The 19,074-nt window shown below is 60.0% G+C and carries 20 protein-coding genes, 1 tRNA gene and 1 pseudogene; 16 read left to right on the forward strand and 6 right to left on the reverse strand.

The window, feature by feature from the left end:
* Window positions 1–1,140 (forward strand): homoserine O-acetyltransferase, encoded by a 1,140-nt coding sequence (locus tag EXR36_06450; GenBank protein MSQ59282.1) that lies wholly within the window; start codon window positions 1–3, stop codon window positions 1,138–1,140.
* On the forward strand, window positions 1,137–1,730 hold the full coding sequence (gene metW / locus EXR36_06455) for a methionine biosynthesis protein MetW (protein MSQ59283.1): 594 nt from the start codon (window positions 1,137–1,139) through the stop codon (window positions 1,728–1,730). Before EXR36_06450 ends, metW begins: the two co-directional genes overlap by 4 nt.
* On the opposite strand, the gene EXR36_06460 is transcribed toward metW, so the two are convergent.
* On the reverse strand, window positions 1,714–3,024 hold the full coding sequence (locus EXR36_06460; GenBank protein ID MSQ59284.1) for an AmpG family muropeptide MFS transporter: 1,311 nt from the start codon (window positions 3,022–3,024) through the stop codon (window positions 1,714–1,716). The genes metW and EXR36_06460 overlap by 17 nt on opposite strands.
* Before the next feature lie 74 nt (window positions 3,025–3,098).
* On the reverse strand, window positions 3,099–3,872 hold the full coding sequence (gene xth, locus EXR36_06465) for an exodeoxyribonuclease III (GenBank protein ID MSQ59285.1): 774 nt from the start codon (window positions 3,870–3,872) through the stop codon (window positions 3,099–3,101).
* A 2-nt stretch (window positions 3,873–3,874) separates the two neighbouring features.
* Here xth and EXR36_06470 point away from each other — a divergent pair, with 2 nt between their 5' ends.
* From EXR36_06470 to EXR36_06480, 3 genes are read left to right on the forward strand one after another with little or no spacing between them, the layout of a single operon-like run.
* Complete coding sequence (locus EXR36_06470; protein MSQ59286.1) at window positions 3,875–4,591, forward strand: orotate phosphoribosyltransferase; 717 nt, start codon at window positions 3,875–3,877, stop codon at window positions 4,589–4,591.
* Entirely contained in the window at window positions 4,521–4,976 is a 456-nt protein-coding gene (locus EXR36_06475; protein ID MSQ59287.1) for a DUF4124 domain-containing protein, read from the forward strand. Before EXR36_06470 ends, EXR36_06475 begins: the two co-directional genes overlap by 71 nt.
* Window positions 4,973–5,188, forward strand: a complete 216-nt coding sequence (locus EXR36_06480; protein ID MSQ59288.1) for a hypothetical protein — start codon at window positions 4,973–4,975, stop codon at window positions 5,186–5,188. Before EXR36_06475 ends, EXR36_06480 begins: the two co-directional genes overlap by 4 nt.
* On the opposite strand, the gene gatB is transcribed toward EXR36_06480, so the two are convergent.
* From gatB to gatC, 3 genes are read right to left on the reverse strand one after another with little or no spacing between them, the layout of a single operon-like run.
* Window positions 5,185–6,618 carry an Asp-tRNA(Asn)/Glu-tRNA(Gln) amidotransferase subunit GatB gene (gatB, locus tag EXR36_06485; GenBank protein ID MSQ59289.1) on the reverse strand — a complete coding sequence of 478 codons (1,434 nt, stop codon included), beginning with the start codon at window positions 6,616–6,618 and terminating at the stop codon, window positions 5,185–5,187. The two genes, EXR36_06480 and gatB, sit on opposite strands and share 4 nt — an antisense overlap.
* Before the next feature lie 3 nt (window positions 6,619–6,621).
* Window positions 6,622–8,076 carry an Asp-tRNA(Asn)/Glu-tRNA(Gln) amidotransferase subunit GatA gene (gatA, locus tag EXR36_06490; protein ID MSQ59290.1) on the reverse strand — a complete coding sequence of 485 codons (1,455 nt, stop codon included), beginning with the start codon at window positions 8,074–8,076 and terminating at the stop codon, window positions 6,622–6,624.
* Between the two features lie 2 nt (window positions 8,077–8,078).
* The gene (gatC, locus tag EXR36_06495) at window positions 8,079–8,366 is read right to left on the reverse strand and encodes an Asp-tRNA(Asn)/Glu-tRNA(Gln) amidotransferase subunit GatC (protein ID MSQ59291.1); all 288 of its coding nucleotides are present in this window, start codon (window positions 8,364–8,366) and stop codon (window positions 8,079–8,081) included.
* 183 nt (window positions 8,367–8,549) lie between these two features.
* Between gatC and EXR36_06500 the strand changes: the two genes are divergently transcribed.
* The 8 genes from EXR36_06500 to EXR36_06535 all read left to right on the forward strand — a co-directional run bounded on the left by EXR36_06500 (window position 8,550) and on the right by EXR36_06535 (window position 16,471).
* Entirely contained in the window at window positions 8,550–9,596 is a 1,047-nt protein-coding gene (locus EXR36_06500; GenBank protein MSQ59292.1) for a rod shape-determining protein, read from the forward strand.
* A 96-nt stretch (window positions 9,597–9,692) separates the two neighbouring features.
* Window positions 9,693–10,598, forward strand: a complete 906-nt coding sequence (gene mreC, locus EXR36_06505) for a rod shape-determining protein MreC (GenBank protein ID MSQ59293.1) — start codon at window positions 9,693–9,695, stop codon at window positions 10,596–10,598.
* Window positions 10,595–11,134, forward strand: coding sequence for a rod shape-determining protein MreD (gene mreD / locus EXR36_06510; protein MSQ59294.1), 540 nt, complete (start codon window positions 10,595–10,597; stop codon window positions 11,132–11,134). Before mreC ends, mreD begins: the two co-directional genes overlap by 4 nt.
* Window positions 11,135–11,150: 16 nt before the next feature.
* Window positions 11,151–13,049 carry a penicillin-binding protein 2 gene (gene mrdA, locus EXR36_06515; protein ID MSQ59295.1) on the forward strand — a complete coding sequence of 633 codons (1,899 nt, stop codon included), beginning with the start codon at window positions 11,151–11,153 and terminating at the stop codon, window positions 13,047–13,049.
* On the forward strand, window positions 13,042–14,136 hold the full coding sequence (gene rodA, locus EXR36_06520) for a rod shape-determining protein RodA (protein MSQ59296.1): 1,095 nt from the start codon (window positions 13,042–13,044) through the stop codon (window positions 14,134–14,136). Before mrdA ends, rodA begins: the two co-directional genes overlap by 8 nt.
* Window positions 14,136–14,687: a septal ring lytic transglycosylase RlpA family protein gene (locus tag EXR36_06525; protein MSQ59297.1), complete on the forward strand. Its 552-nt coding sequence runs from the start codon at window positions 14,136–14,138 to the stop codon at window positions 14,685–14,687. The genes rodA and EXR36_06525 overlap by 1 nt, the downstream gene beginning before the upstream one ends.
* A 36-nt stretch (window positions 14,688–14,723) precedes the next feature.
* Window positions 14,724–15,659 carry a carbohydrate kinase family protein gene (locus tag EXR36_06530; GenBank protein MSQ59298.1) on the forward strand — a complete coding sequence of 312 codons (936 nt, stop codon included), beginning with the start codon at window positions 14,724–14,726 and terminating at the stop codon, window positions 15,657–15,659.
* A gap of 20 nt (window positions 15,660–15,679) precedes the next feature.
* On the forward strand, window positions 15,680–16,471 hold the full coding sequence (locus EXR36_06535; GenBank protein ID MSQ59299.1) for a 1-acyl-sn-glycerol-3-phosphate acyltransferase: 792 nt from the start codon (window positions 15,680–15,682) through the stop codon (window positions 16,469–16,471).
* Here EXR36_06535 and EXR36_06540 read toward each other — a convergent pair.
* Window positions 16,413–17,756 (reverse strand): annotated as a pseudogene (locus tag EXR36_06540) (symmetrical bis(5'-nucleosyl)-tetraphosphatase). The gene EXR36_06535 and the pseudogene EXR36_06540 overlap by 59 nt on opposite strands.
* A 120-nt stretch (window positions 17,757–17,876) precedes the next feature.
* On the opposite strand from EXR36_06540, the gene EXR36_06545 reads away from it, so the two are divergent.
* From EXR36_06545 to EXR36_06555, 3 genes are all read left to right on the forward strand, one after another.
* A tRNA-Arg gene (locus EXR36_06545) sits at window positions 17,877–17,953 on the forward strand.
* Window positions 17,954–17,994: 41 nt separating this feature from the next.
* Window positions 17,995–18,390, forward strand: a complete 396-nt coding sequence (locus EXR36_06550) for a DedA family protein (GenBank protein MSQ59300.1) — start codon at window positions 17,995–17,997, stop codon at window positions 18,388–18,390.
* Between the two features lie 25 nt (window positions 18,391–18,415).
* The gene (locus EXR36_06555; GenBank protein MSQ59301.1) at window positions 18,416–18,826 is read left to right on the forward strand and encodes an HIT family protein; all 411 of its coding nucleotides are present in this window, start codon (window positions 18,416–18,418) and stop codon (window positions 18,824–18,826) included.
* Window positions 18,827–19,074 lie beyond the last annotated feature (248 nt).

The raw sequence follows: 19,074 nt of genomic DNA on the forward strand, positions 1-19,074 counted from the left end.
ATGACCGAAATGAGTCCTCGTTCTGTTGGAGCAGTGCAACCCCTGCGAGCCGCGTTTGAGCGTCCTTTGCACTTGAAGAGCGGCGCCACCATCAAGCGCTATGACCTGGCCTACGAAACCTATGGCCAATTGAACGCCAAGCGCGACAACGCGGTGCTGGTGTGCCACGCCCTCAATGCCTCCCATCACGTGGCGGGCTATTACGCGGACGACCAGAAAAACACCGGTTGGTGGGACAACCTCATCGGCCCTGGCAAGCCGGTGGATACCGAGCGCTTCTTCGTGGTGGGCGTGAACAATCTTGGCGGTTGCCATGGTTCGACGGGGCCCGCCACCATCAATCCCGGTACGGGCAAGCACTGGGGCGCGGATTTTCCGCTTGTCACGGTGGAGGATTGGGTGGAAGCACAGGCGCGGCTGGCCGATCATCTTGGCATTGAATGTTTCGCCGTGGTGATGGGCGGTAGCTTGGGCGCCATGCAGGCCATGCAGTGGACCATAAGCCATCCTGGCCGCGTGAAGCACGCGCTCGTGATCGCGGCGGCGCCCAAGCTGACGGCGCAAAATATTGCGTTCAATGAAGTCGCGCGCCAGGCCATCACCACGGACCCGGATTTTCACGGCGGAAATTTTTACGCCCAGGGCGTGGTGCCCAAACGCGGGCTGCGTATCGCGCGCATGATCGGCCACATCACCTATCTCTCCGACGACGCCATGGCGGAGAAATTCGGCCGCGCCTTGCGTACCGGCGAAATCAAATTCAACTTCGACGTGGAGTTCGAGATCGAGAGTTACTTGCGCTACCAGGGCGACAAATTCTCGGAATATTTCGACGCCAATACGTACTTGCGCATTACCAAGGCTCTGGATTACTTCGACCCGGCTGCTGCCCACGGCGGCAATTTCTCCCAGGCCATGAGGGCCGCCAAAGCCAGCTTCCTGGTGGTGTCCTTCACTTCCGACTGGCGCTTCTCTCCCGCGCGCTCGCGGGAAATCGTGAAGGCTTTGCTCGATAACAGGCTGAATGTTTCCTATGCGGAAATCGACGCGCCCCACGGCCACGACGCGTTCTTGATGGAAGACCCGCGTTACCACGGCGTGATTCGCGCTTATCTAAACAATGCGGGCAACGGCTCATGAACCATTCCACCCGAGCGGACTACGACACCATCGCCGCCTGGATTAGCCCGGGCGCGCGCGTTCTGGACTTGGGCTGCGGCAACGGTACGCTGTTACGCTATCTGCGCGAGAAGCGCGGCATAAACGGCTACGGCGTGGAAATCGAAGGCGACAAAATTATCGCCAGTGTCGGCAACGGCGTTAACGTGATTCAACGGGATTTGGAGGGCGGGCTGGCGGAATTCGAGGACCGTTCCTTCGACTTCGTCATCCTCTCGCTCACCTTGCAAGCCGTGCGGCAGACGGAAAGAATCGTGAGGGAGATGCTGCGCGTAGGGCGCGAGGGCATCGTAACCTTTCCCAACTTCGGTTATTGGCGCAGCCGCCTACAAGTCATGCTGGGAAACATGCCAGTCTCCCAGGAGCTTCCATACCAGTGGTATGACACTCCCAACATCCACCTGTGCACCATCGATGATTTCGAGACTTTTTGCGCCAAGAACGACATCCGCGTTCTCGAAAGAGTCGTCATGGCCGCGGGCCAGCCTGTCGGCACCTTACCGAACCTGCTGGGCTCGCTCGCCGTCTACCGCCTCAAGACGGATTCCTAGGGGCCCCCACCCGCGCCGCCAAGGCCACCAAGATCAAGACGGGAACACCGAGCAAGGCGGTACCCGTGAAGAACGTCTGGTAATCGGAATGGTCCACGGCCCATCCTGAGAATCCCGCGAGAAATTTTGGCAGCAACAGCATGATGGAGCTGAACAAGGCGTATTGCGTGGCGGAGTACGCAACGTTGGTGAGGCTGGATAAGTAGGCGACGAATGCCGCGCTAGCGATTCCCGCGCTTAAGTTGTCTATGGAGATGGCCACCACCAAACCGGGCAAATCGTGGCCGCGCGTGGCAAGCCAAGCGAATAGTAAATTGGTGGCGGCGGACAAAGCAGCGCCCGCGAAGAGAACGCGCATGACCCCCAAGCGCAACGAGAGCACGCCGCCGATGCTCGCCCCCACCAAGGTCATGATCACGCCGTATACGCCGGACACGGCGGCAACTTCCTCCTTGGTGAATCCGATGTCCCGGTAGAACGGGCTCGCCATGACGCCCATGACGATGTCGGAAATGCGATAGGTACCGATCAAGGCCAGCAACAATACCGCGCGCCAGTGGTACCGCGACACGAAGTCGAGGAAAGGACTCAGCATCGCGCCGTATACCCAAACTCCGAACCTCGCCAGCAACGGCGGAATCCATGCACTGCGTTGCAGCTTCGCGCCAAAATTCTTTTCCCCCTGGGTGGCGTTCGGAGCAGCGCTGGCCACGGGTTCCTTGGAGAACAAGACGGTGAGCATGCCCACGCTCATGGCACTGGCCATGACGAGGTAAGTGATCATCCATGGCGCATGCTCGTAGGTTTTCTCATCGGGGTCGAAGGCGGCCGCGATCCAGAGCGCGCCGGCGGAGGAGAAAATCATGGCCGCTCGGTACCCGATCTGGTAAGTCGCCGCCATGGCGGCCTGGCGCGATAGGCCCGCGGATTCGATGCGAAAGGCATCCAGCGCGATGTCCTGCGTGGCGGATGAGAACGCCACCAGCAGCGAAAAGAACACCAGCCTATGCAAATGCATGGCTGGATCGGTCAACGACGATCCGATCAACCCGGCGGCGATGCCCAGTTGCGCCAGCAGCAGCCAACTGCGCCGCCTGCCGAGCAGGCGCGTAAAAAACGGCAAGGGCATGCGGTCCACCAGCGGTGCCCATGCCCATTTGAAGGCGTAAGCCATGGCTACCCAGCTCAGAAACCCTATGGTGGTGCGGTCGATTCCCGCTTCACGCAGGCGGTAGGACAAGGTCCCCAGAACAAGCAACAACGGAAGCCCAGCGGAGAAACCCAACAACATCATGCGTGCCACGCCGGGCTCGGTGTAGACGCGCAAGTCCGCGATCCAACCACGGCGGCCCGCGGAAGAAGTTTCGCTCACAAACTGTAATCGTAGTCGATGATAAGCGGGGCGTGATCGGCGAAGCGCTCATCCTTGTAAATCGAGACATGGCGGGCTTTGGATGCGATTCCAGGCGTGGCAATCTGGTAATCGAGCCGCCATCCCACGTTCTTGGCCCAAGCCTGGCCGCGATTGGACCACCAGGTGTATTGCTCGGGCCGCGGGTCGATGAGGCGAAAGACATCCACCCAACCCAGATCCCCAAATACCTTGGACAGCCAGGCTCGCTCCTCGGGCAGGAAGCCGGAATTCTTCTGGTTCGAGCGCCAGTTTTTCAGATCGATCTCCTTGTGCGCGATGTTCCAATCCCCGCAAATGATGATTTCCCGCCCGCATTTCGCCAGCGCCTCGAGTCTGGGAAACACCCTCTCCATGAAACTGAACTTCACCGCCAATCTTTCCTCGGAACTCGCCCCCGAGGGCAAATACAAGCTGATGATGCTAAGCGCCCCAAAACGCGCTTCGATATAGCGGCCCTCCTCGTCTATATCCGGGATGCCCAGGCCTTGCACGATTTCGGAGGGCTGCGCGCGAGCGTATATGCCCACTCCGCTATAGCCCTTGCGTTGGGCAAAATGAAAATGCCCCCGGAAGGGGCCGGGGGCGCGCATTTCGCCCGTCAAGTTATCGCCCTGGGCCTTGAGTTCTTGAACGCATACGGCGTCCGCGCCGGCCCGGTCAAGCCACCGCAAGAAGCCTTTGTTGGCCGCCGAGCGAATGCCGTTAAGATTCAGGCTGACGAGGCGCAAGAATGGAATCCAATTTTAGAACGCGGTTTGTGGAGTTCGCCTTGAGGCAAGGCGTATTACGGTTCGGTGAGTTCAAGACGAAGGCGGGGCGCATGTCCCCCTATTTCTTCAACGCCGGGCTTTTCAACACCGGGGAAGCCCTGGACCGACTGGGGGAATTCTACGCGAACGCCATATTGGCCTCGGGTGTTTCCTTCGATTTGCTCTTCGGCCCCGCGTATAAGGGTATCCCATTGGTATCGGCCGCCGCGGTGGCACTTGCCCGGGCAGGGCGAAATGTGCCGTTCTGCTTTAACCGCAAGGAGGCCAAGGACCATGGAGAAGGCGGCCTCATCGTGGGGGCGCCCCTGGCAGGCCAGGTGCTCATCGTGGACGACGTGATCTCCGCTGGGACTTCGGTACGCGAATCCGTGGAAATCATCCGCGCCGCGGGCGCCCATTCTGCTGCCGTCATCATCGCACTGGACCGCATGGAACGCGGAACCGGATCCGAGTCGGCTGCCCAGGAAGTTCGAACCCTCTATTCGATACCAGTCTTTTCGATCGCAAGCCTGGACCACATAGTGGACTACCTTGAAGGTCAAGGGACCATGGCACGTGAGTTGCGGGCCGTGTCTCACTATCGGTCGTTATACGGAGTAAAAGCGGATGGGGCTGAATCGCCTGGCACGAATCTGGGTGTGGGTGCTATTCCCAGTGCTCCTGCCTCCGGCGATTAGTCTCGCGGCGCAACCGTCTTCCGGGACGAAAGTAGAGCGTATCGGCGGCAGCCTTTACCGCTGGGTCGACAATAACGGGGTGGTGCACTACAGTGAGATCCTTCCCCAGGAACAAGAATTCGACACCACGGAACTCAATAGGCAAGGACGTATCGTGCGCCGGGTCGAGACGCCCGTTCTCATGAACAAGAAAGCGGCCGCCGAAAAGGCCGAACGGGGGCGGCAGGAAAAAGAGCGCCAGTTCCTGCAAAACCGCCGTGATGAGTCCCTTCTAAACACCTACACCGAAGAGCGCGAGATCGCAACATCGCCGTTCCCACCCAGGCAATCAGGGGCCTCGAATTGCGTCTCGAAAAAAGCCGGGAATCCCTGGAAGCGTTCATGAAGCAAACAGAGCAATACGCCGGCAAGGGGAATCCGGTGCCCAATTGGCTGGAAGAAGACATCCAAGACCAGAAGAAAGACATTGCTCGCATCGAGCAAGACATCCAGCGCTACCGGGATCAAATAACCGCCATTCGCGAAAAGTATGACGAGGACAAGAAGCGTTTCCGTGAACTCAAGGGCTTGTCTGCCCAAGCGCAGCCAAAGTCCTAGCCCTGCAATTTTTTCTTCAGGATCTGGCTCAACTGCCCAGGATTGGCCTTGCCCTGGCTGGCCTTCATGGCCTGCCCCACGAAGAAATTAAAGGCTTTTTCCTTTCCCGCCCGGTACTCAGCGACCTGAGCAGGATTGGCGGCGATAATCGCATCCACCATGCTCTCCAGCTCGGAGTTGCCAGAAATCTGCTTCAGGCCCCGCGCTTCGATGATCTGCTCGGTATCGCCTTCGCCTTGCCATAGCGCCTCGAAAATCTCCTTGGCCATCTTGCCGGACACGGTCCCATCGGCAATTCGCTTGACCAGGCCGGCCAAATGCCGCGCCCTGATGGGGGACCGGTCAACCTCCAGGCCCTCGCGGTTGAGCCGGCCGAGCAAGTCCACCATGATCCAATTCGCGCACAGTTTGGCTTGGCTTGGCACATGCGCGAGCGTGGCCTCGAAGTAATGGGCCAGTTCCTGGCTGGTGGTGAGGATCCCCGCGTCGTACTCCGAGAGCCCAAGTTCGCGCACGAAACGAACGCGCATTGCCTGGGGTAACTCGGGCAGCGCCGATCGCACCGAATCTATCCAATCCGTCCCGATGACCAGGGGGAGCAGATCGGGGTCGGGAAAATAGCGGTAATCCTGCGCGTCCTCTTTCGATCGCATGGAGCGGGTTTCATCGCGCTGCGCATCGTAGAGCCTGGTTTCCTGCACCACCTTTCCGCCGTCTTCGATCAAATCAGTCTGGCGGCGAATCTCGTACTCGATGGCCTTCTCAAGAAACCGGAAGGAATTCAAATTCTTGATTTCGCAGCGCGTCCCCAAGGCCTCCTGGCCCGCGGGGCGCACCGAGACATTGGCGTCGCAACGGAAGGAGCCCTCTTGCATGTTGCCGTCGCAGATCTCGATCCATCTCACCAGCGCGTGCAAGGCCTTGGCGTAGGCCACCGCCTCGGCGGCGCTGCGAAGGTCGGGCTCCGTCACGATTTCCAGCAATGGCGTTCCCGCCCGGTTCAGGTCGATGCCGCTCATACCGTGGAAGTCCTCGTGCAAGGATTTTCCAGCATCTTCCTCCAGATGAGCCCGCGTCAGGCGAACGGTCTTGATCCTGTCACCTGCCTGGATCTCCAGGCTGCCCCCTTGAACGACTGGCTGCTCGTACTGGCTGATCTGATAGCCCTTGGGGAGATCCGGATAAAAGTAATTCTTGCGAGCGAAGATGGAACGCGCCGCGATCTTGCCGCCTACCGCCAACCCAAACCGAATGGCTTTCTCCACGGCAGCCCGGTTGAGCACTGGAAGGGTGCCCGGCAGCGCGATGTCCACGCCGCAGGCCTGGGTGTTAGGAACAGCGCCGAAGGCCGTCGGCGCTCCGGAAAAAATCTTGGAACGCGTGGACAACTGCGCGTGGGTTTCCAAACCTATGACCACTTCCCATGCCATGAGCTACTCCACTCCCGCCGGGATACGGGTATGCCAATCGGTCGCGCGCTGAAACTGGTGGCCAAGATTGAGCATGCGCGCTTCCGAAAAATAGTTGCCGATGATCTGCAAGCCCACGGGGCGGCCTTTGGCGCCAAACCCGCAGGGCACCGACATGCCGGGCAGCCCGGCTAGATTCACGCCGGTGGTATAGATATCGGACAGGTACATTTGCACCGGGTCTTGGTTCCTGGAACCCAAGTCGAAAGCCACCGTGGGGGAGGTGGGCCCCGCGATCAAATCGCATCGTTTGAAGGCTTCGCTGAAATCGCCCGCGATCAGGCGCCGCACCTTCTGGGCCTTTAAGTAGTAGGCATCGTAATAGCCATGGGAGAGCACATAGGCACCCATCAGAATCCTGCGCTTGACCTCCGCCCCGAATCCTTCCGCGCGCGTGCGTTGATACATTTCCTGAAGACCCGAGTACTGGGGCGTGCGATAACCGTAGCGCACACCGTCGAACCTAGCCAAGTTACTAGAGGCCTCGGCCGGGGCCAGAACGTAATAAGCGGGGATACAAAGATGGGTGTTAGGCAAGGAAACCTCCACGGTTTCGCAGCCCAAGCGGCGCAATTCAGTGAGTGCTTGCTCCATGGCCAATCCAACGTCCGCGCCAAGACCATCGCCAAAATACTCCTTTGGCAACCCCAGCTTCATGCCAGCCAAAGGGCGCTCCAGATCCCTTCCGTAGTCCTCAACGGGACGCTCCAAACTTGTGGAGTCGCGCTCATCGAAGCCACCCATCGTGTTGAGCAGCGTAGCCACATCCTCGGCGGATCTCGCCAAGGGACCGCCTTGATCGAAACTGGAAGCATAGGCAATCATGCCGTAGCGGGACACCACCCCATACGTAGGCTTGAGTCCCGTCACTCCGCACATGGACGCAGGTAAGCGTATGGACCCTCCCGTATCGGTACCGGTCGCAGCAGGCGCTAGACGGGCCGCCACGGCGCTGGCCGAGCCGCCCGAGCTTCCGCCTGGCACGGCATCGAGGTCCCAGGGATTCTTGGCGGGTCCAAAATAGGAAGTCTCGTTGGACGAACCCATCGCGAACTCGTCCATGTTGGTCTTGCCCAGAATCACCGCCCCAGACGCCTTGAAGCGCTCGATGACATGAGCATCGTAGGGCGCGCGGAAGTTGGCGAGCATGCGCGAGCCGCAGGTCGTGAGCCAGCCCTCGGCGCAATAAAGATCCTTGTGGGCCAGAGGAATACCAAGCAGCGGGTGATCTTCGCCCCGCGCCCGGCGCTCGTCCGCGGCGCGCGCCTGCGCCAGTGTTATCTCCGGATCCAGTGAAATGAAGGCATTCAGGTTGTCATGGCGCCGTGCCTTTTCCAAGAACCCCTGGGCCAGCTCGGCACTGGAAATCAGGCGCCGGCGCATTGCCGCGGCCAGGGCGGCGATACCCTCGTTCAGCATGGCTACTCGATCACCTTGGGCACCAAGTAAAGACCCGCCTCTACCTGGGGCCCTGCCTCCTGGAACGCCAGATGGCGATCGGGTTCCACGGCTTCGTCGGCGCGCAAGCGCTGAGATATGTCTTGCGCATGCGACATGGGCTCGATGCCCGTGGTGTCCGCCGCCTGCAGTTGCCCGATCAGCGCGAAAATGTTGTTAAGCTGCGCCTGGGCGTCACGGGCCTCATCGTCTGAAATGGCAATGCGGGCAAGCAGCGCGATGCGCTGTACGTCGTTCAGGGATAATGACATGGGGATTTTCGGGAAAAACGCACAGGACCCACGCACCAACGCGTACCAAGAGGTCTCCATGCAATAAAAACTACGCTAGGCCTTTATCGTGCTTATGCCGGTGCGTTATTATAACTGCTTCAACCCGCGCGCCTTTTCACGAGGCCTTTCTCCTTACACCTCGAGCCTACTGTACAAACCTTCATGTTCGGATTTCTTGGCGGTTACTTCTCCAACGATCTCGCAATCGATCTCGGCACTGCAAACACTCTGATCTACGTCCGCGGCAAGGGCATCGTCCTGAACGAACCTTCCGTGGTGGCCATCCGCCAGGAGGGCGGGCCCAATGGCAAGAAGGTCATTCAGGAAGTAGGCCTCGCGGCCAAGCAGATGCTCGGGCGCACCCCCGGTAACATCACCGCCATACGGCCCATGAGAGATGGCGTGATCGCGGACTTCACGGTGACCGAGCAGATGCTCAAGCAGTTCATCAAGAAAGTTCACGACAACCGCCTGTTCTCGCCATCGCCCCGCATCGTCATTTGCGTGCCTTGCGGGTCCACTCAGGTGGAACGGCGCGCCATCCGGGAATCGGCCTACGGGGCTGGCGCCCGCAAGGTGGAATTGATCGAGGAACCCATGGCGGCCGCCATCGGCGCGGGGTTGCCCGTCGAGGAAGCCACGGGCTCCATGGTGGTGGACATCGGCGGGGGTACGACGGAAGTCGGGATCATCTCCCTGGGCGGAATCGTCTACGCCAGCTCGGTGCGCGTGGGAGGCGACAAGTTCGACGAAGCCATCATCAACTACATCCGCCGCAACTACGGCATGCTGATCGGAGAAACCACGGCGGAGGAGATCAAGAAAGAGATCGGCTCCGCCTTCCCAGGAAGCGAAGTACGCGAGAAGGAGGTCAAGGGCCGCAATCTGGCCGAAGGCATTCCGCGTAGCTTCACCATCTCCAGCAATGAAATCCTGGAAGCGCTCACCGAGCCCTTGAACTCCATCGTCAGCGCGGTCAAATCGGCCCTGGAGCAAACCCCTCCCGAATTGGGCGCCGACATCGCGGAAAAAGGCATGGTCATCACCGGTGGCGGTGCCTTGCTGCGAGACATCGACCGCCTGCTGATGGAAGAGACTGGCTTGCCCGTGATCATTGCCGAGGATCCCCTGACTTGCGTGGTGCGCGGCTCGGGCAAGGCCCTGGAGCGTATGGACAAGCTGGGGGTCAACATCTTTACCAGCGATTAAGCCGGATCTCTCCAATGCGCGGCAGCTTGGCGGCCCAAGCGCCCCCGGGAACCCGGTCTTCGGCTCGTGACGTGGCGATTGGCAATTTGAGATTGAATGGAACATAGCGCGCCGCAGTTTTTCCAGCGCGGCCCTACGCTGCTCACGCGCTTTATTTTCTTCTGCTTGGCCTCACTGGTTCTGCTCATCGCCGACAGCCGCTTTCATTATCTGGAAGGCATGCGAACGGGCGTATCGGTGCTGCTCTATCCCTTGCAAAGACTCACGGATATCCCCGGATGGGCGCTGAACCGCACCACCGAGTTCTTCGTAACCCAGGCCCAGCTGCGGCAAGAAAACGAGCATCTCCGGCAGCAGAATCTGGCCAACGCTACCTCCCTGCAAACGCTGGCGGCCTTGGAAGCAGAAAATAAGAATCTGCGTACGATGCTGGGTCTAAGGGAAGTCATTGGCCGCAAAGCCGTCTCCGCGGAAATCCAACGGCTACACCCCGACCCCTTCACGCGCCGCGCGGTTATTGACCGCGGCGTGCACGACGGCGTGCGGGCAGGGCTGGCCGTGGTGGACTCCATCGGGTTGGTTGGCCAGATCACGCGTGTATACCCCTGGCAATCGGAGGTCAGCTTGGTGACGGACCGGGACCAAGCCATTCCCATCCAAGTTCAGCGTAGCGGCTTGCGCGGAGTGTTATTCGGCATCGGCTACGACGGGACGCTTGAGTTGCGCTACATGCCCGTGAGCGCGGATGTGCAAAACGGCGATGTGTTGTTCACCTCGGGGATCGATGGTACCTACCCTCCCGGATTACCCGTCGCCAAGGTCACCAATGTCGAGCGTGACGTGGCGTACGCATTCGCGCGCATCAATTGCGTACCGCTCACCGGTGTCTACGGCGCGTTGCAAGTCATGGTGATCGAAGGGGGGGACAAACCTCCCGCGGATCCCTTCGCGAACGAGACCAAGCGGCTACTGGGGAAAAAAGCACGCAAGGAGAGACAATGAAATTTGGGCTCGGCATCAGTGCGCCCGCCAACCAGCCGCCTGAACTGTTGCGCCCCGCGCGCATGAGCTATATCGCGCTGACTATTCTCGCCGGGGCGCTGGTCAACTTACTTTCGGCACCGGAACTCATCACGCGCCTGAAACCCGATCTCATTGCCATGGTGGTCATCTACTGGACGATTTATCATCCCTACCGGCTGGGTTTCACGTCGTCTTGGTTGCTGGGCCTATTCATGGACGTGGCCAACGGTAGTCTATTCGGCGAACACGCGCTGGCTTATACGCTGATGCTCTATCTGGCCGGCGTGTTTCACCGGCGCATCATCATGTTTCCGCTTGCCTACCAAATCGTGCACGTGCTGGTGATCCTCCTGCTAACCCAAGTCGTCACGCTCATCGTGCGGATGGTTGCGGGAAGTGAGTTCCCCGGTTTTCATTACTTCTTGCCGAGTGTGACGGGAGCCGCCATTTGGCCGTTGCTCACCACCGTGCTGCGCATACCGTTGCGCCAATCCGATGAGCAGGATGCGGTCTAGGGTCAGTTGACGCGGCATGAACCGAAACGTAGAGCTTCGAAATACCCAGCGAGATCTGGAGAATTTTCAGTTTCGCATCGTCGTGGCGGCGGCGATGATTCTCACGGCCTTCGCCGGCCTCGCTGCGCGCTTCTTCTATTTGCAGGTCGTTCAGCACGACTACTACCACACGCTGGCCGAGAACAACCGGATCTCGATCTTGCCCATCGTCCCCAACCGCGGACTGATCCTCGATAGAAATGGCGCCGTTCTAGCCCACAATTACGCGGGGTACACGCTGGAAATCACGCCCAGCCAAGTGGAGAACGTCGATGGCCTGCTTGCCGAGTTATCACAGGTGGTGGAAATCACCGCGCGCGACCGCAAGCGCTTCCGCAAGGTTTCGGAGGAGACCCACGAATTCGCGAGCCTGCCCATTCGCACCCGCCTCAACGACCAGGAAATCGCTCGCTTCGCCGTGAACCGTTACCGCTTCCCGGGCGTGGAGATCAAGGCACGCTTGTTCCGGCATTACCCCAATGGCGAGGTGGCGTCTCATATCGTGGGCTATATGGGCCGGCTGACCAAGACGGACAAGGCGCGCCAGGAAGACAAGGGCCAAGCCGCCAACTACGCGGGCTCGGATTACATGGGCAAGGCCGGGTTGGAGGACAAGTACGAGCACGAACTGCATGGCACCACGGGATTCGAGGAAGTGGAAACCGATGCCGGCGGCAGAGCTGTTCGTACATTGCGCCGCACCCTTCCCGTTTCCGGCAACAACTTATTGTTGTCCGTGGATGCGAGGCTGCAGCAGGTCGCCGAGCGCGTCTTCGGCGACCGGCGCGGATCGCTGGTCGCCATCGAACCTTCCACCGGCGGCGTGCTCGCGCTCGTGAGCAAACCCGGATTCGATCCCAATTTTTTCGTGGAAGGTATCGACCCGCAGAATTGGGAGGCGTTGAGCAATTCGCCTGACCACCCGCTCAACAACCGCGCGCTGCAAGGGGTTTATCCGCCGGGATCCACCTTCAAACCCTTCATGGCGCTGGCGGGCCTGGAACTGGGCAAACGCACGCCGGGATTTTCCATTGGCGACCCAGGTTATTTTGTGCTGGGTGGCGGCGGTCACGTCTACCGCGATTGGAAAAAGGGCGGGCACGGAACCGTAAATATGCACCGGGCCATCGTGGTGTCCTGTGACACTTACTTCTATGGGCTGGCGCAAGATCTGGGCATCGACCACATACACGAATTCATTGGCCAATTTGGGTTTGGGAAAGCTACCGGTATCGACATCCATGGCGAGAGCGGGGGCCTGTTGCCCTCGCAACAATGGAAGCAACGGCGGTTCAAACAAAAATGGTTTGGCGGGGATACGATCTCCGTGGGCATTGGACAGGGTTATAACCTCGCCACGCCTCTACAGTTAGCCCAGGCCACCGCCATTCTGGCGAACCATGGCGCCATCTACCGGCCGCACTTGGTTAAGCACGTACAGAATAGCCGCACCAACCAGCTTACCTCGCTGGAAATCGAACCCATAAGTAAGCTCGAACTCAAGCCCGAGAACTACGCCTTGGTGCGCGACGCCATGGCCGCTGTGATGCGCCCCGGAGGCACGGCGGCGCTGGCGGGAATGGGCGCGCCCTATGCCATCGCGGGCAAGACCGGTACCGCGCAGGTTATCGGCATGAAGAAAAACGAGAAGTACGACGAAACCAAGATCGAGGAACGCTTTCGTGACCACGCCTTGTTCATCGCTTTCGCGCCAGCCGATGCGCCCAGCATCGCGCTGGCCATTTTGGTGGAGAACGGCGGCCATGGCGGATCCACCGCCGCCCCTATCGCGCGCAAGGTTTTTGACTTCTACATCCTAGGCAAGGAGCCCGACCCCGAGCCGGTCATCGCTCCAGAGGAACCCGAACATGATTAACCGCATCCTGACTTACCTCGGGCGCCATCTGGACAAGTACCTCCTGATGGGACTAGGAGCACTGGTACTCGTGGGCCTGGTAGTTTTGTACAGCGCGTCGAACGCCACGATCCCCAGGGTGATCGGGCAGCTCACAAGCTTGCTGATCGCGGTGGGCGTCATGTGGGCCGCCGCCAACATCGCCCCGCACTACTTGATGCGCGTGGCTTTGCCCATCTATCTCATCGGGCTCCTCCTGCTGGTTGCCGTCGAAGTGAAGGGCGAGATCATTAACGGCGCGCAACGCTGGCTCAATGTCGGCGTGGCCAACATCCAGCCATCGGAAATCATGAAGATCGCCGTGCCGCTCGCGGTGGCGTGGTACTTCGACCGCTACGAAGCGATCCTGAGGTTTCGCGACTACTGCATCGCGACTGTCATGGTGTTGGTGCCGGTGTTACTGGTGGCTCACCAACCCGATCTGGGCACGGCGGTATTGATTGCCGCCGCCGGATTCTTCGTCATCTTCTTTGCGGGATTGAGTTGGAAGGTCTTGATTGGGCTCGCGGTGGCCGCCGGGGCTTTCATGCCAGTGCTATGGTCCCTCATGCACGATTACCAGCGGCGCCGCATTCTCACTTTGATCGATCCTTCGCAAGATCCATTGGGAGCGGGCTATCACACCATTCAGGCGAGTATCGCCCTGGGTTCTGGCGGAGTTTTCGGCAAGGGCTGGCTCAACGGCACCCAGGCGCACCTGGACTTCTTGCCTGAGCGCAGCACGGACTTCATCTTCGCGGTGTTCGGCGAGGAATTCGGATTGTTCGGGAATGTGATCTTGGTGAGCTTGTATATCTTCGTGATCGGCCGTGGACTGTTCATCAGTTTCAACGCCTCCACTTTGTTCACGCGCTTGCTGGCCGGCGCCATATCGCTCACTTTCTTCATCTACGTGTTCGTGAACATGGGAATGGTGAGCGGGATTCTTCCCGTGGTCGGCATTCCCTTGCCGCTCATTAGCTATGGCGGAACTTCGCTGGTGAGCATCATGTTCGGGATGGGTATCTTGATGAGCATTCATACCCACAAACGCCTGGTTCAAAGTTGATGCCACGGCCGTTATCGGCGCTGCTGGCCGCCGGGTGGATCGTGTGCACGGTGGCCGCTTGCGGTTCCGATCCGCCCCGGCACCCCGGCGCTTATTACCTGGATGACGGACCGCCGGCGGACCCGCCGCGCAACCTCGAAGACACTCCCGACGCTCAACCCAAAGCCGAGCCGCTGCGCGCTTCCGCAACCAAGCCCTACACGGCGCTGGGCAAGCAGTTTGTGCCCATGACGCAGTTCAAGCCCTATCGCGCGCGCGGCCGGGCGAGTTGGTACGGGCGGCGCTATCACGGGAAACCCACCGCATCGGGGGAACCCTACGACATGTTCGCCATGAGCGCGGCCCATCCCGTCTTGCCCATCCCCAGTTACGTCCGTGTCACGCGTCTTAGCAATGGGCGCAGCGTGGTGGTCCGCGTCAACGACCGCGGACCCTTCCACTCCGGGCGCCTCATCGACTTATCCTACACGGCAGCCTTGAAGCTCGGGCTCGTCCAAACCGGCAGCGACCAGGTCGAAGTGGAACTCATCATCCCCCCGCCGATACAATAGGCAGTTCCCTCACCCGTATCTGCTCTCGCGAAAAACATGAACACGCTCATTTGCGGCTCCATCGCCTACGACACCATCATGGTGTTTCGCGATCACTTCAAGAATCATATCCTGCCCGACCAGATTCACATCCTGAACGTGGCATTTCTCGTCCCTCAACTGCGCCGCGAGTTTGGAGGATGCGCCGGAAACATCGCCTACAACTTGAAAATGCTTGGCGGCAAGCCGCTGATCATGGCGACAGTCGGAGATGACTACCAACCTTACGCCTACCGCCTGGAGCGCCTCGGGCTACGCCGCGATCACGTCAAGGAAGTGAAGAACACCTACACGGCCCAGGCCTTCATCACCACGGATTTGGCCGACAACCAGATCACCGCCTTCCATCCGGGAGCCATGGACCACTCGCACCTGAATCACATCGCCGACGCGAAGGACGTGAGCCTGGGCATCGTTGCCCCGGACGGGCGCGATGGGATGATGCAGCACGCGCGCGAATTTCACGAGGCCGGCATTCCTTTCATCTTCGATCCAGGCCAAGGCATCCCGATGTACAAGGGCGCGGAGCTGATGGCATTCATCGAGCAGGCCCAGTACGTCACGGTCAACGACTACGAGGCGCGCCTGCTGGAGGAGAAAACGGGCAAAAGCATCGAAGCGCTGGCGGAAAAAGTGTCGGCCTTCATCGTCACTCGCGGCGGCGAAGGGTCCTGGATATACACCCATGGCAGCCGCATCGATATTCCCGCCGTCAAACCCGCGCAAATCGCGGACCCCACGGGCTGTGGCGACGCTTACCGCGCGGGGTTGCTCTATGGCATTGGCGAAGGCATGGATTGGGCTCGGACCGGCCGCCTCGCCTCCCTAGTGGGTTCCATCAAGATCGCCAGCCGCGGAGGGCAGAATCACCAGTTCACGCGCGATGACATCGCGCGGCAATACGAGGAAGCCTTCGCTCACGCCATCTGGTAACGGCTGGCGCCGCGCTGGGCATGGCACCGACTTCTCGTATTGTCCGGGCCCTTCGGTTCGGACGCTTGCTATTGCACCTGCTACGCGGCGCCGTCACCATTGCCTTCGTTTTTCCCCTGGTTGGCCGCGCGGGACAAAGACGTTTGATCGAAGCTTGGTCACGGCGCCTTTTGCGAATATTACGAGTTCGCCTTCAAACTCCCGAGATCGCGGCCTTCGAGCCGCGCAGCCTGGTCCTGGCAAATCATGTTTCCTGGCTGGATATATGGTTGCTGCATTCCGTGTCGGCCGTATGCTTTGTCGCCAAGGCGGAAGTACGAGGCTGGCCTCTAATAGGGTGGATGGCGCACCGGTCGCGAACCCTATTTATTCAGCGCGAACGCCGCCGCGATACGTCTCGCATCAACCAAATCGTTCGAGCGGCGCTACACGCGCAAGAGACGGTGGCGATTTTTCCCGAGGGCACCACCAGTGACGGCACTTCGGTTCGGCGCTTCAATGCATCGTTATTACAGCCCGCCGTGGAAATGGGCGTGTCAGTGCATGTGCTCGCCATTCGCTACATAAGTTCCGATGGCTCGGCCAACGTGGAGGTAGCCTACGCGGATGAGACGACGCTTTGGCAGTCTCTCCAGAAGATCCTCGCTCACCGCGAAGTGGCGGCCGAACTCATTTATCTTGGCGAACTGGAAGTGCCGGGCCGCACGCGGCGCGAAATCGCGCAAGATGCCGAACACCGGGTGCGGCATGCGGTCACGCCGAGTGGCACTCCACCTGAAACACAGCGCGGTCTTCCAAGCGAACTGCCGTGAGCTGCCCGCCCCAGTGGCAACCGGAATCCAGCGCGATGAGGTTATCTTTCATACGAAACCCAAGCGCTGACCAATGACCGAAAATGAGGGTCTCGTCCGCGCTTTTTCGGCCAGGAACTTCAAACCAAGGTAGGAACCCGTTGGGGGCGCAGTGCGGGGTTCCGTTGAAGGAGAAGTCCATAACGCCGGCGGCCGTACACACGCGCAAGCGCGTGAGTGCATTGGTGATGACACGAAGCCGGTCGTTGCCTTGCAAATCGTCCGACCAGCCCGATGGCTTGTTCCCGTACATAGTCTTGGCAAAGAGGGAATAATTCTCGCCGCCCAACGCCGCTTGCACTTCCGCCGCCAAGCTTAGGGCCTGCGCGATACTCCACTGCGGAAGCAAGCCCGCGTGCAGGAGAACGTGCCCGTTCTCGCGGTGAATAAGAGGTCGCCGGCGCAACCACCCGAGAAGTTCTTCGCGGTCTGGTGCCTGTAGCACTTCGTCCAGGGTGTCGCCTTCTTTCGCGCTCTCGCACCCGGCCGCCACCGCCAGCAAATGCAAATCGTGATTGCCCAATACGGTGATCGCGCGCTCCCCCATGGCACGCACGAAGCGCAGTGTTTCAAGAGATTCGGGACCACGATTCACCAGATCGCCCACGAACCACAAGCAGTCTTGCGTGGGGCGGTGCCCGATTTTCGCGAGCAGCCGTGTCAGCGCCGAGAAACAGCCCTGCACGTCTCCCATGGCATAGGTCGCCATAGGCTGGCGCTACTTCGACCTGGAGACCATGTAGTCCACCGCCGCCATCACTTCGGCATCGACAAGCGCGGCGTTGCCGCCTTTGGCGGGCATCATGCGAATACCCTTGAGCGCGTGCTCGTGCAGGACGCTTGGCCCTTGCGCAATGCGCACCTTCCAGGCGCCCTTGTCGCCAAACTTGGGCGCGCCCGCGATACCCGCCGTATGGCACATGGCGCAAGCCGCCTGGTACACCTTATCGCCGCTGGCGGGTTCCGTCTTGGCGGCGGCCACCGGCGCCGGCGATGAAGGCAAGGGTGTCGCAGCCTGCCCCAAACTAATCTCGCCCACGGGTTGTAGCCGTTTGGCCGTGGCCTCCTCGGAAAACATGGGATTCTTCGGATCCACCTTCATTCCGCCAAGGACGAGTTGCACGATCCCCACGATCAGCAACACGGGTACCACGAAGGAGAGCACCGCGACGGCCACCAACTGCCGTGGGGTCTTGATAGGCGAATTGTGCTCTTGGATGTGGAATTCGTTCGCGGGAGAAGCCATGCCGTCATGCCTTGGGAATAGGTAAGAGGCGTGGATTATAGGAGAACAATCCGTAATTCAGGCCGGCGCGCATTGCGAAATGGCGCCGAGGGCCCAGCCGGGTTATATTCCCGGTTCCACGCGCCCGTAGCTCAGTTGGATAGAGTACTGCCCTCCGAAGGCAGGGGTCGCACGTTCGAATCGTGTCGGGCGCGCCATGTCACCCTACTCTTATCGCCCCTAACCGGCACCAGTCCCTCTGAGCGACTACCTATCCTTAGGCGGGCTCTTCCTCTCTAGCTTCCTGGCGGCGACACTGCTGCCAGGCGGTTCGGAACTGGTGTTAGTAGGCGTGCTCAAGCACGACGCCACATTGTTTTGGCCTGCCATGGTGGTGGCTACCACCGGCAATACGCTAGGCGGCCTCTCGTCTTATTTGCTTGGCTGGGTCTTGCCCAAAGCTCCGGTGCAAGGACGCGCCGAGTGGGTGCGCCGCTTTGGCGCCCCGCTTCTCTTCTTCGCATGGGTTCCCATCGTGGGAGACGCCTTATGCGTGGCAGCCGGATGGCTTCGCCTGCATTGGGTGGGAGTAAGCGTGTTCATCGCGGCTGGCAAGTTCGTTCGATATTGGGTCATCGGAATGATCACGGTGTAATCACCCGCTTGGAGGAAAGGAATTCATGGACGAGTGCCTGTTTTGCCGAGAACAAGGAGGGGAGGCGCTATGGTCCGGTGAGCACTGCCGGATCATATGGCCCAAGGATCCGGAATATCCCGGCCTCCTGCGAGTGGTATGGCAAGCCCACGTGAAGGAGATGAGCGATCTGGAAGTGCAACAGCGCACGCACTTGATGAAGGTGGTGTTCGCCACGGAGTCGGCCTTGCGGGCCGTGCTTCGCCCCGACAAGATGAATCTCGCAAGCTTCGGTAACGTCGTGCCACACCTTCATTGGCACGTGATTCCGCGCTTCACCGACGATGCTTATTTTCCCAATCCCTTCGGTGGGCTCAAGCAACGAGAGTCGAGCCGAACGGTTCCAGGGGATTTCGCGGCGGCGGTCAAGCGCGCTTTGGCGGCGGTCCTGATTTAACCTGGAAAAAGCTATTGCGCACGAAGGACGCGTCGGTATACGAAGAAAACGCAGTTTCAGTGGAAGCTAATGGGCACCTCTAATAATCACTTTTCTACGACGGATCTCTTACCGCGTTAGCGAAATGAGTTTCATTCTCGGCCAGGTGACCTTCAGCCGGGTTATTTCGCGACTTTCAAGGCGTTTTGCGAGCCTCTTCACTGGCTTTGTATCAAACTTACCCAACCGCACACGGATTGACCCCTTGC

The sequence above is a fragment of the Betaproteobacteria bacterium genome, assembly GCA_009693245.1.
GTDB lineage: Bacteria > Pseudomonadota > Gammaproteobacteria > Burkholderiales > SHXO01 > SHXO01.

Excerpts from the sequence above, each read along its gene's own strand:
- EXR36_06450 (MSQ59282.1), top strand. The coding sequence starts at position 1 with ATGACCGAAATGAGTCCTCGTTCTGTTGGAGCAGTGCAACCCCTGCGA.
- metW (MSQ59283.1), top strand. The coding sequence starts at position 1,137 with ATGAACCATTCCACCCGAGCGGACTACGACACCATCGCCGCCTGGATT.
- EXR36_06460 (MSQ59284.1), bottom strand. The coding sequence starts at position 3,024 with ATGATGTTGTTGGGTTTCTCCGCTGGGCTTCCGTTGTTGCTTGTTCTG.
- EXR36_06470 (MSQ59286.1), top strand. The coding sequence starts at position 3,875 with ATGGAATCCAATTTTAGAACGCGGTTTGTGGAGTTCGCCTTGAGGCAA.
- EXR36_06475 (MSQ59287.1), top strand. The coding sequence starts at position 4,521 with ATGGGGCTGAATCGCCTGGCACGAATCTGGGTGTGGGTGCTATTCCCA.
- EXR36_06480 (MSQ59288.1), top strand. The coding sequence starts at position 4,973 with ATGAAGCAAACAGAGCAATACGCCGGCAAGGGGAATCCGGTGCCCAAT.
- gatB (MSQ59289.1), bottom strand. The coding sequence starts at position 6,618 with ATGGCATGGGAAGTGGTCATAGGTTTGGAAACCCACGCGCAGTTGTCC.
- gatA (MSQ59290.1), bottom strand. The coding sequence starts at position 8,076 with ATGCTGAACGAGGGTATCGCCGCCCTGGCCGCGGCAATGCGCCGGCGC.
- gatC (MSQ59291.1), bottom strand. The coding sequence starts at position 8,366 with ATGTCATTATCCCTGAACGACGTACAGCGCATCGCGCTGCTTGCCCGC.
- EXR36_06500 (MSQ59292.1), top strand. The coding sequence starts at position 8,550 with ATGTTCGGATTTCTTGGCGGTTACTTCTCCAACGATCTCGCAATCGAT.
- mreC (MSQ59293.1), top strand. The coding sequence starts at position 9,693 with ATGGAACATAGCGCGCCGCAGTTTTTCCAGCGCGGCCCTACGCTGCTC.
- mreD (MSQ59294.1), top strand. The coding sequence starts at position 10,595 with ATGAAATTTGGGCTCGGCATCAGTGCGCCCGCCAACCAGCCGCCTGAA.
- mrdA (MSQ59295.1), top strand. The coding sequence starts at position 11,151 with ATGAACCGAAACGTAGAGCTTCGAAATACCCAGCGAGATCTGGAGAAT.
- rodA (MSQ59296.1), top strand. The coding sequence starts at position 13,042 with ATGATTAACCGCATCCTGACTTACCTCGGGCGCCATCTGGACAAGTAC.
- EXR36_06525 (MSQ59297.1), top strand. The coding sequence starts at position 14,136 with ATGCCACGGCCGTTATCGGCGCTGCTGGCCGCCGGGTGGATCGTGTGC.
- EXR36_06530 (MSQ59298.1), top strand. The coding sequence starts at position 14,724 with ATGAACACGCTCATTTGCGGCTCCATCGCCTACGACACCATCATGGTG.
- EXR36_06535 (MSQ59299.1), top strand. The coding sequence starts at position 15,680 with ATGGCACCGACTTCTCGTATTGTCCGGGCCCTTCGGTTCGGACGCTTG.
- EXR36_06555 (MSQ59301.1), top strand. The coding sequence starts at position 18,416 with ATGGACGAGTGCCTGTTTTGCCGAGAACAAGGAGGGGAGGCGCTATGG.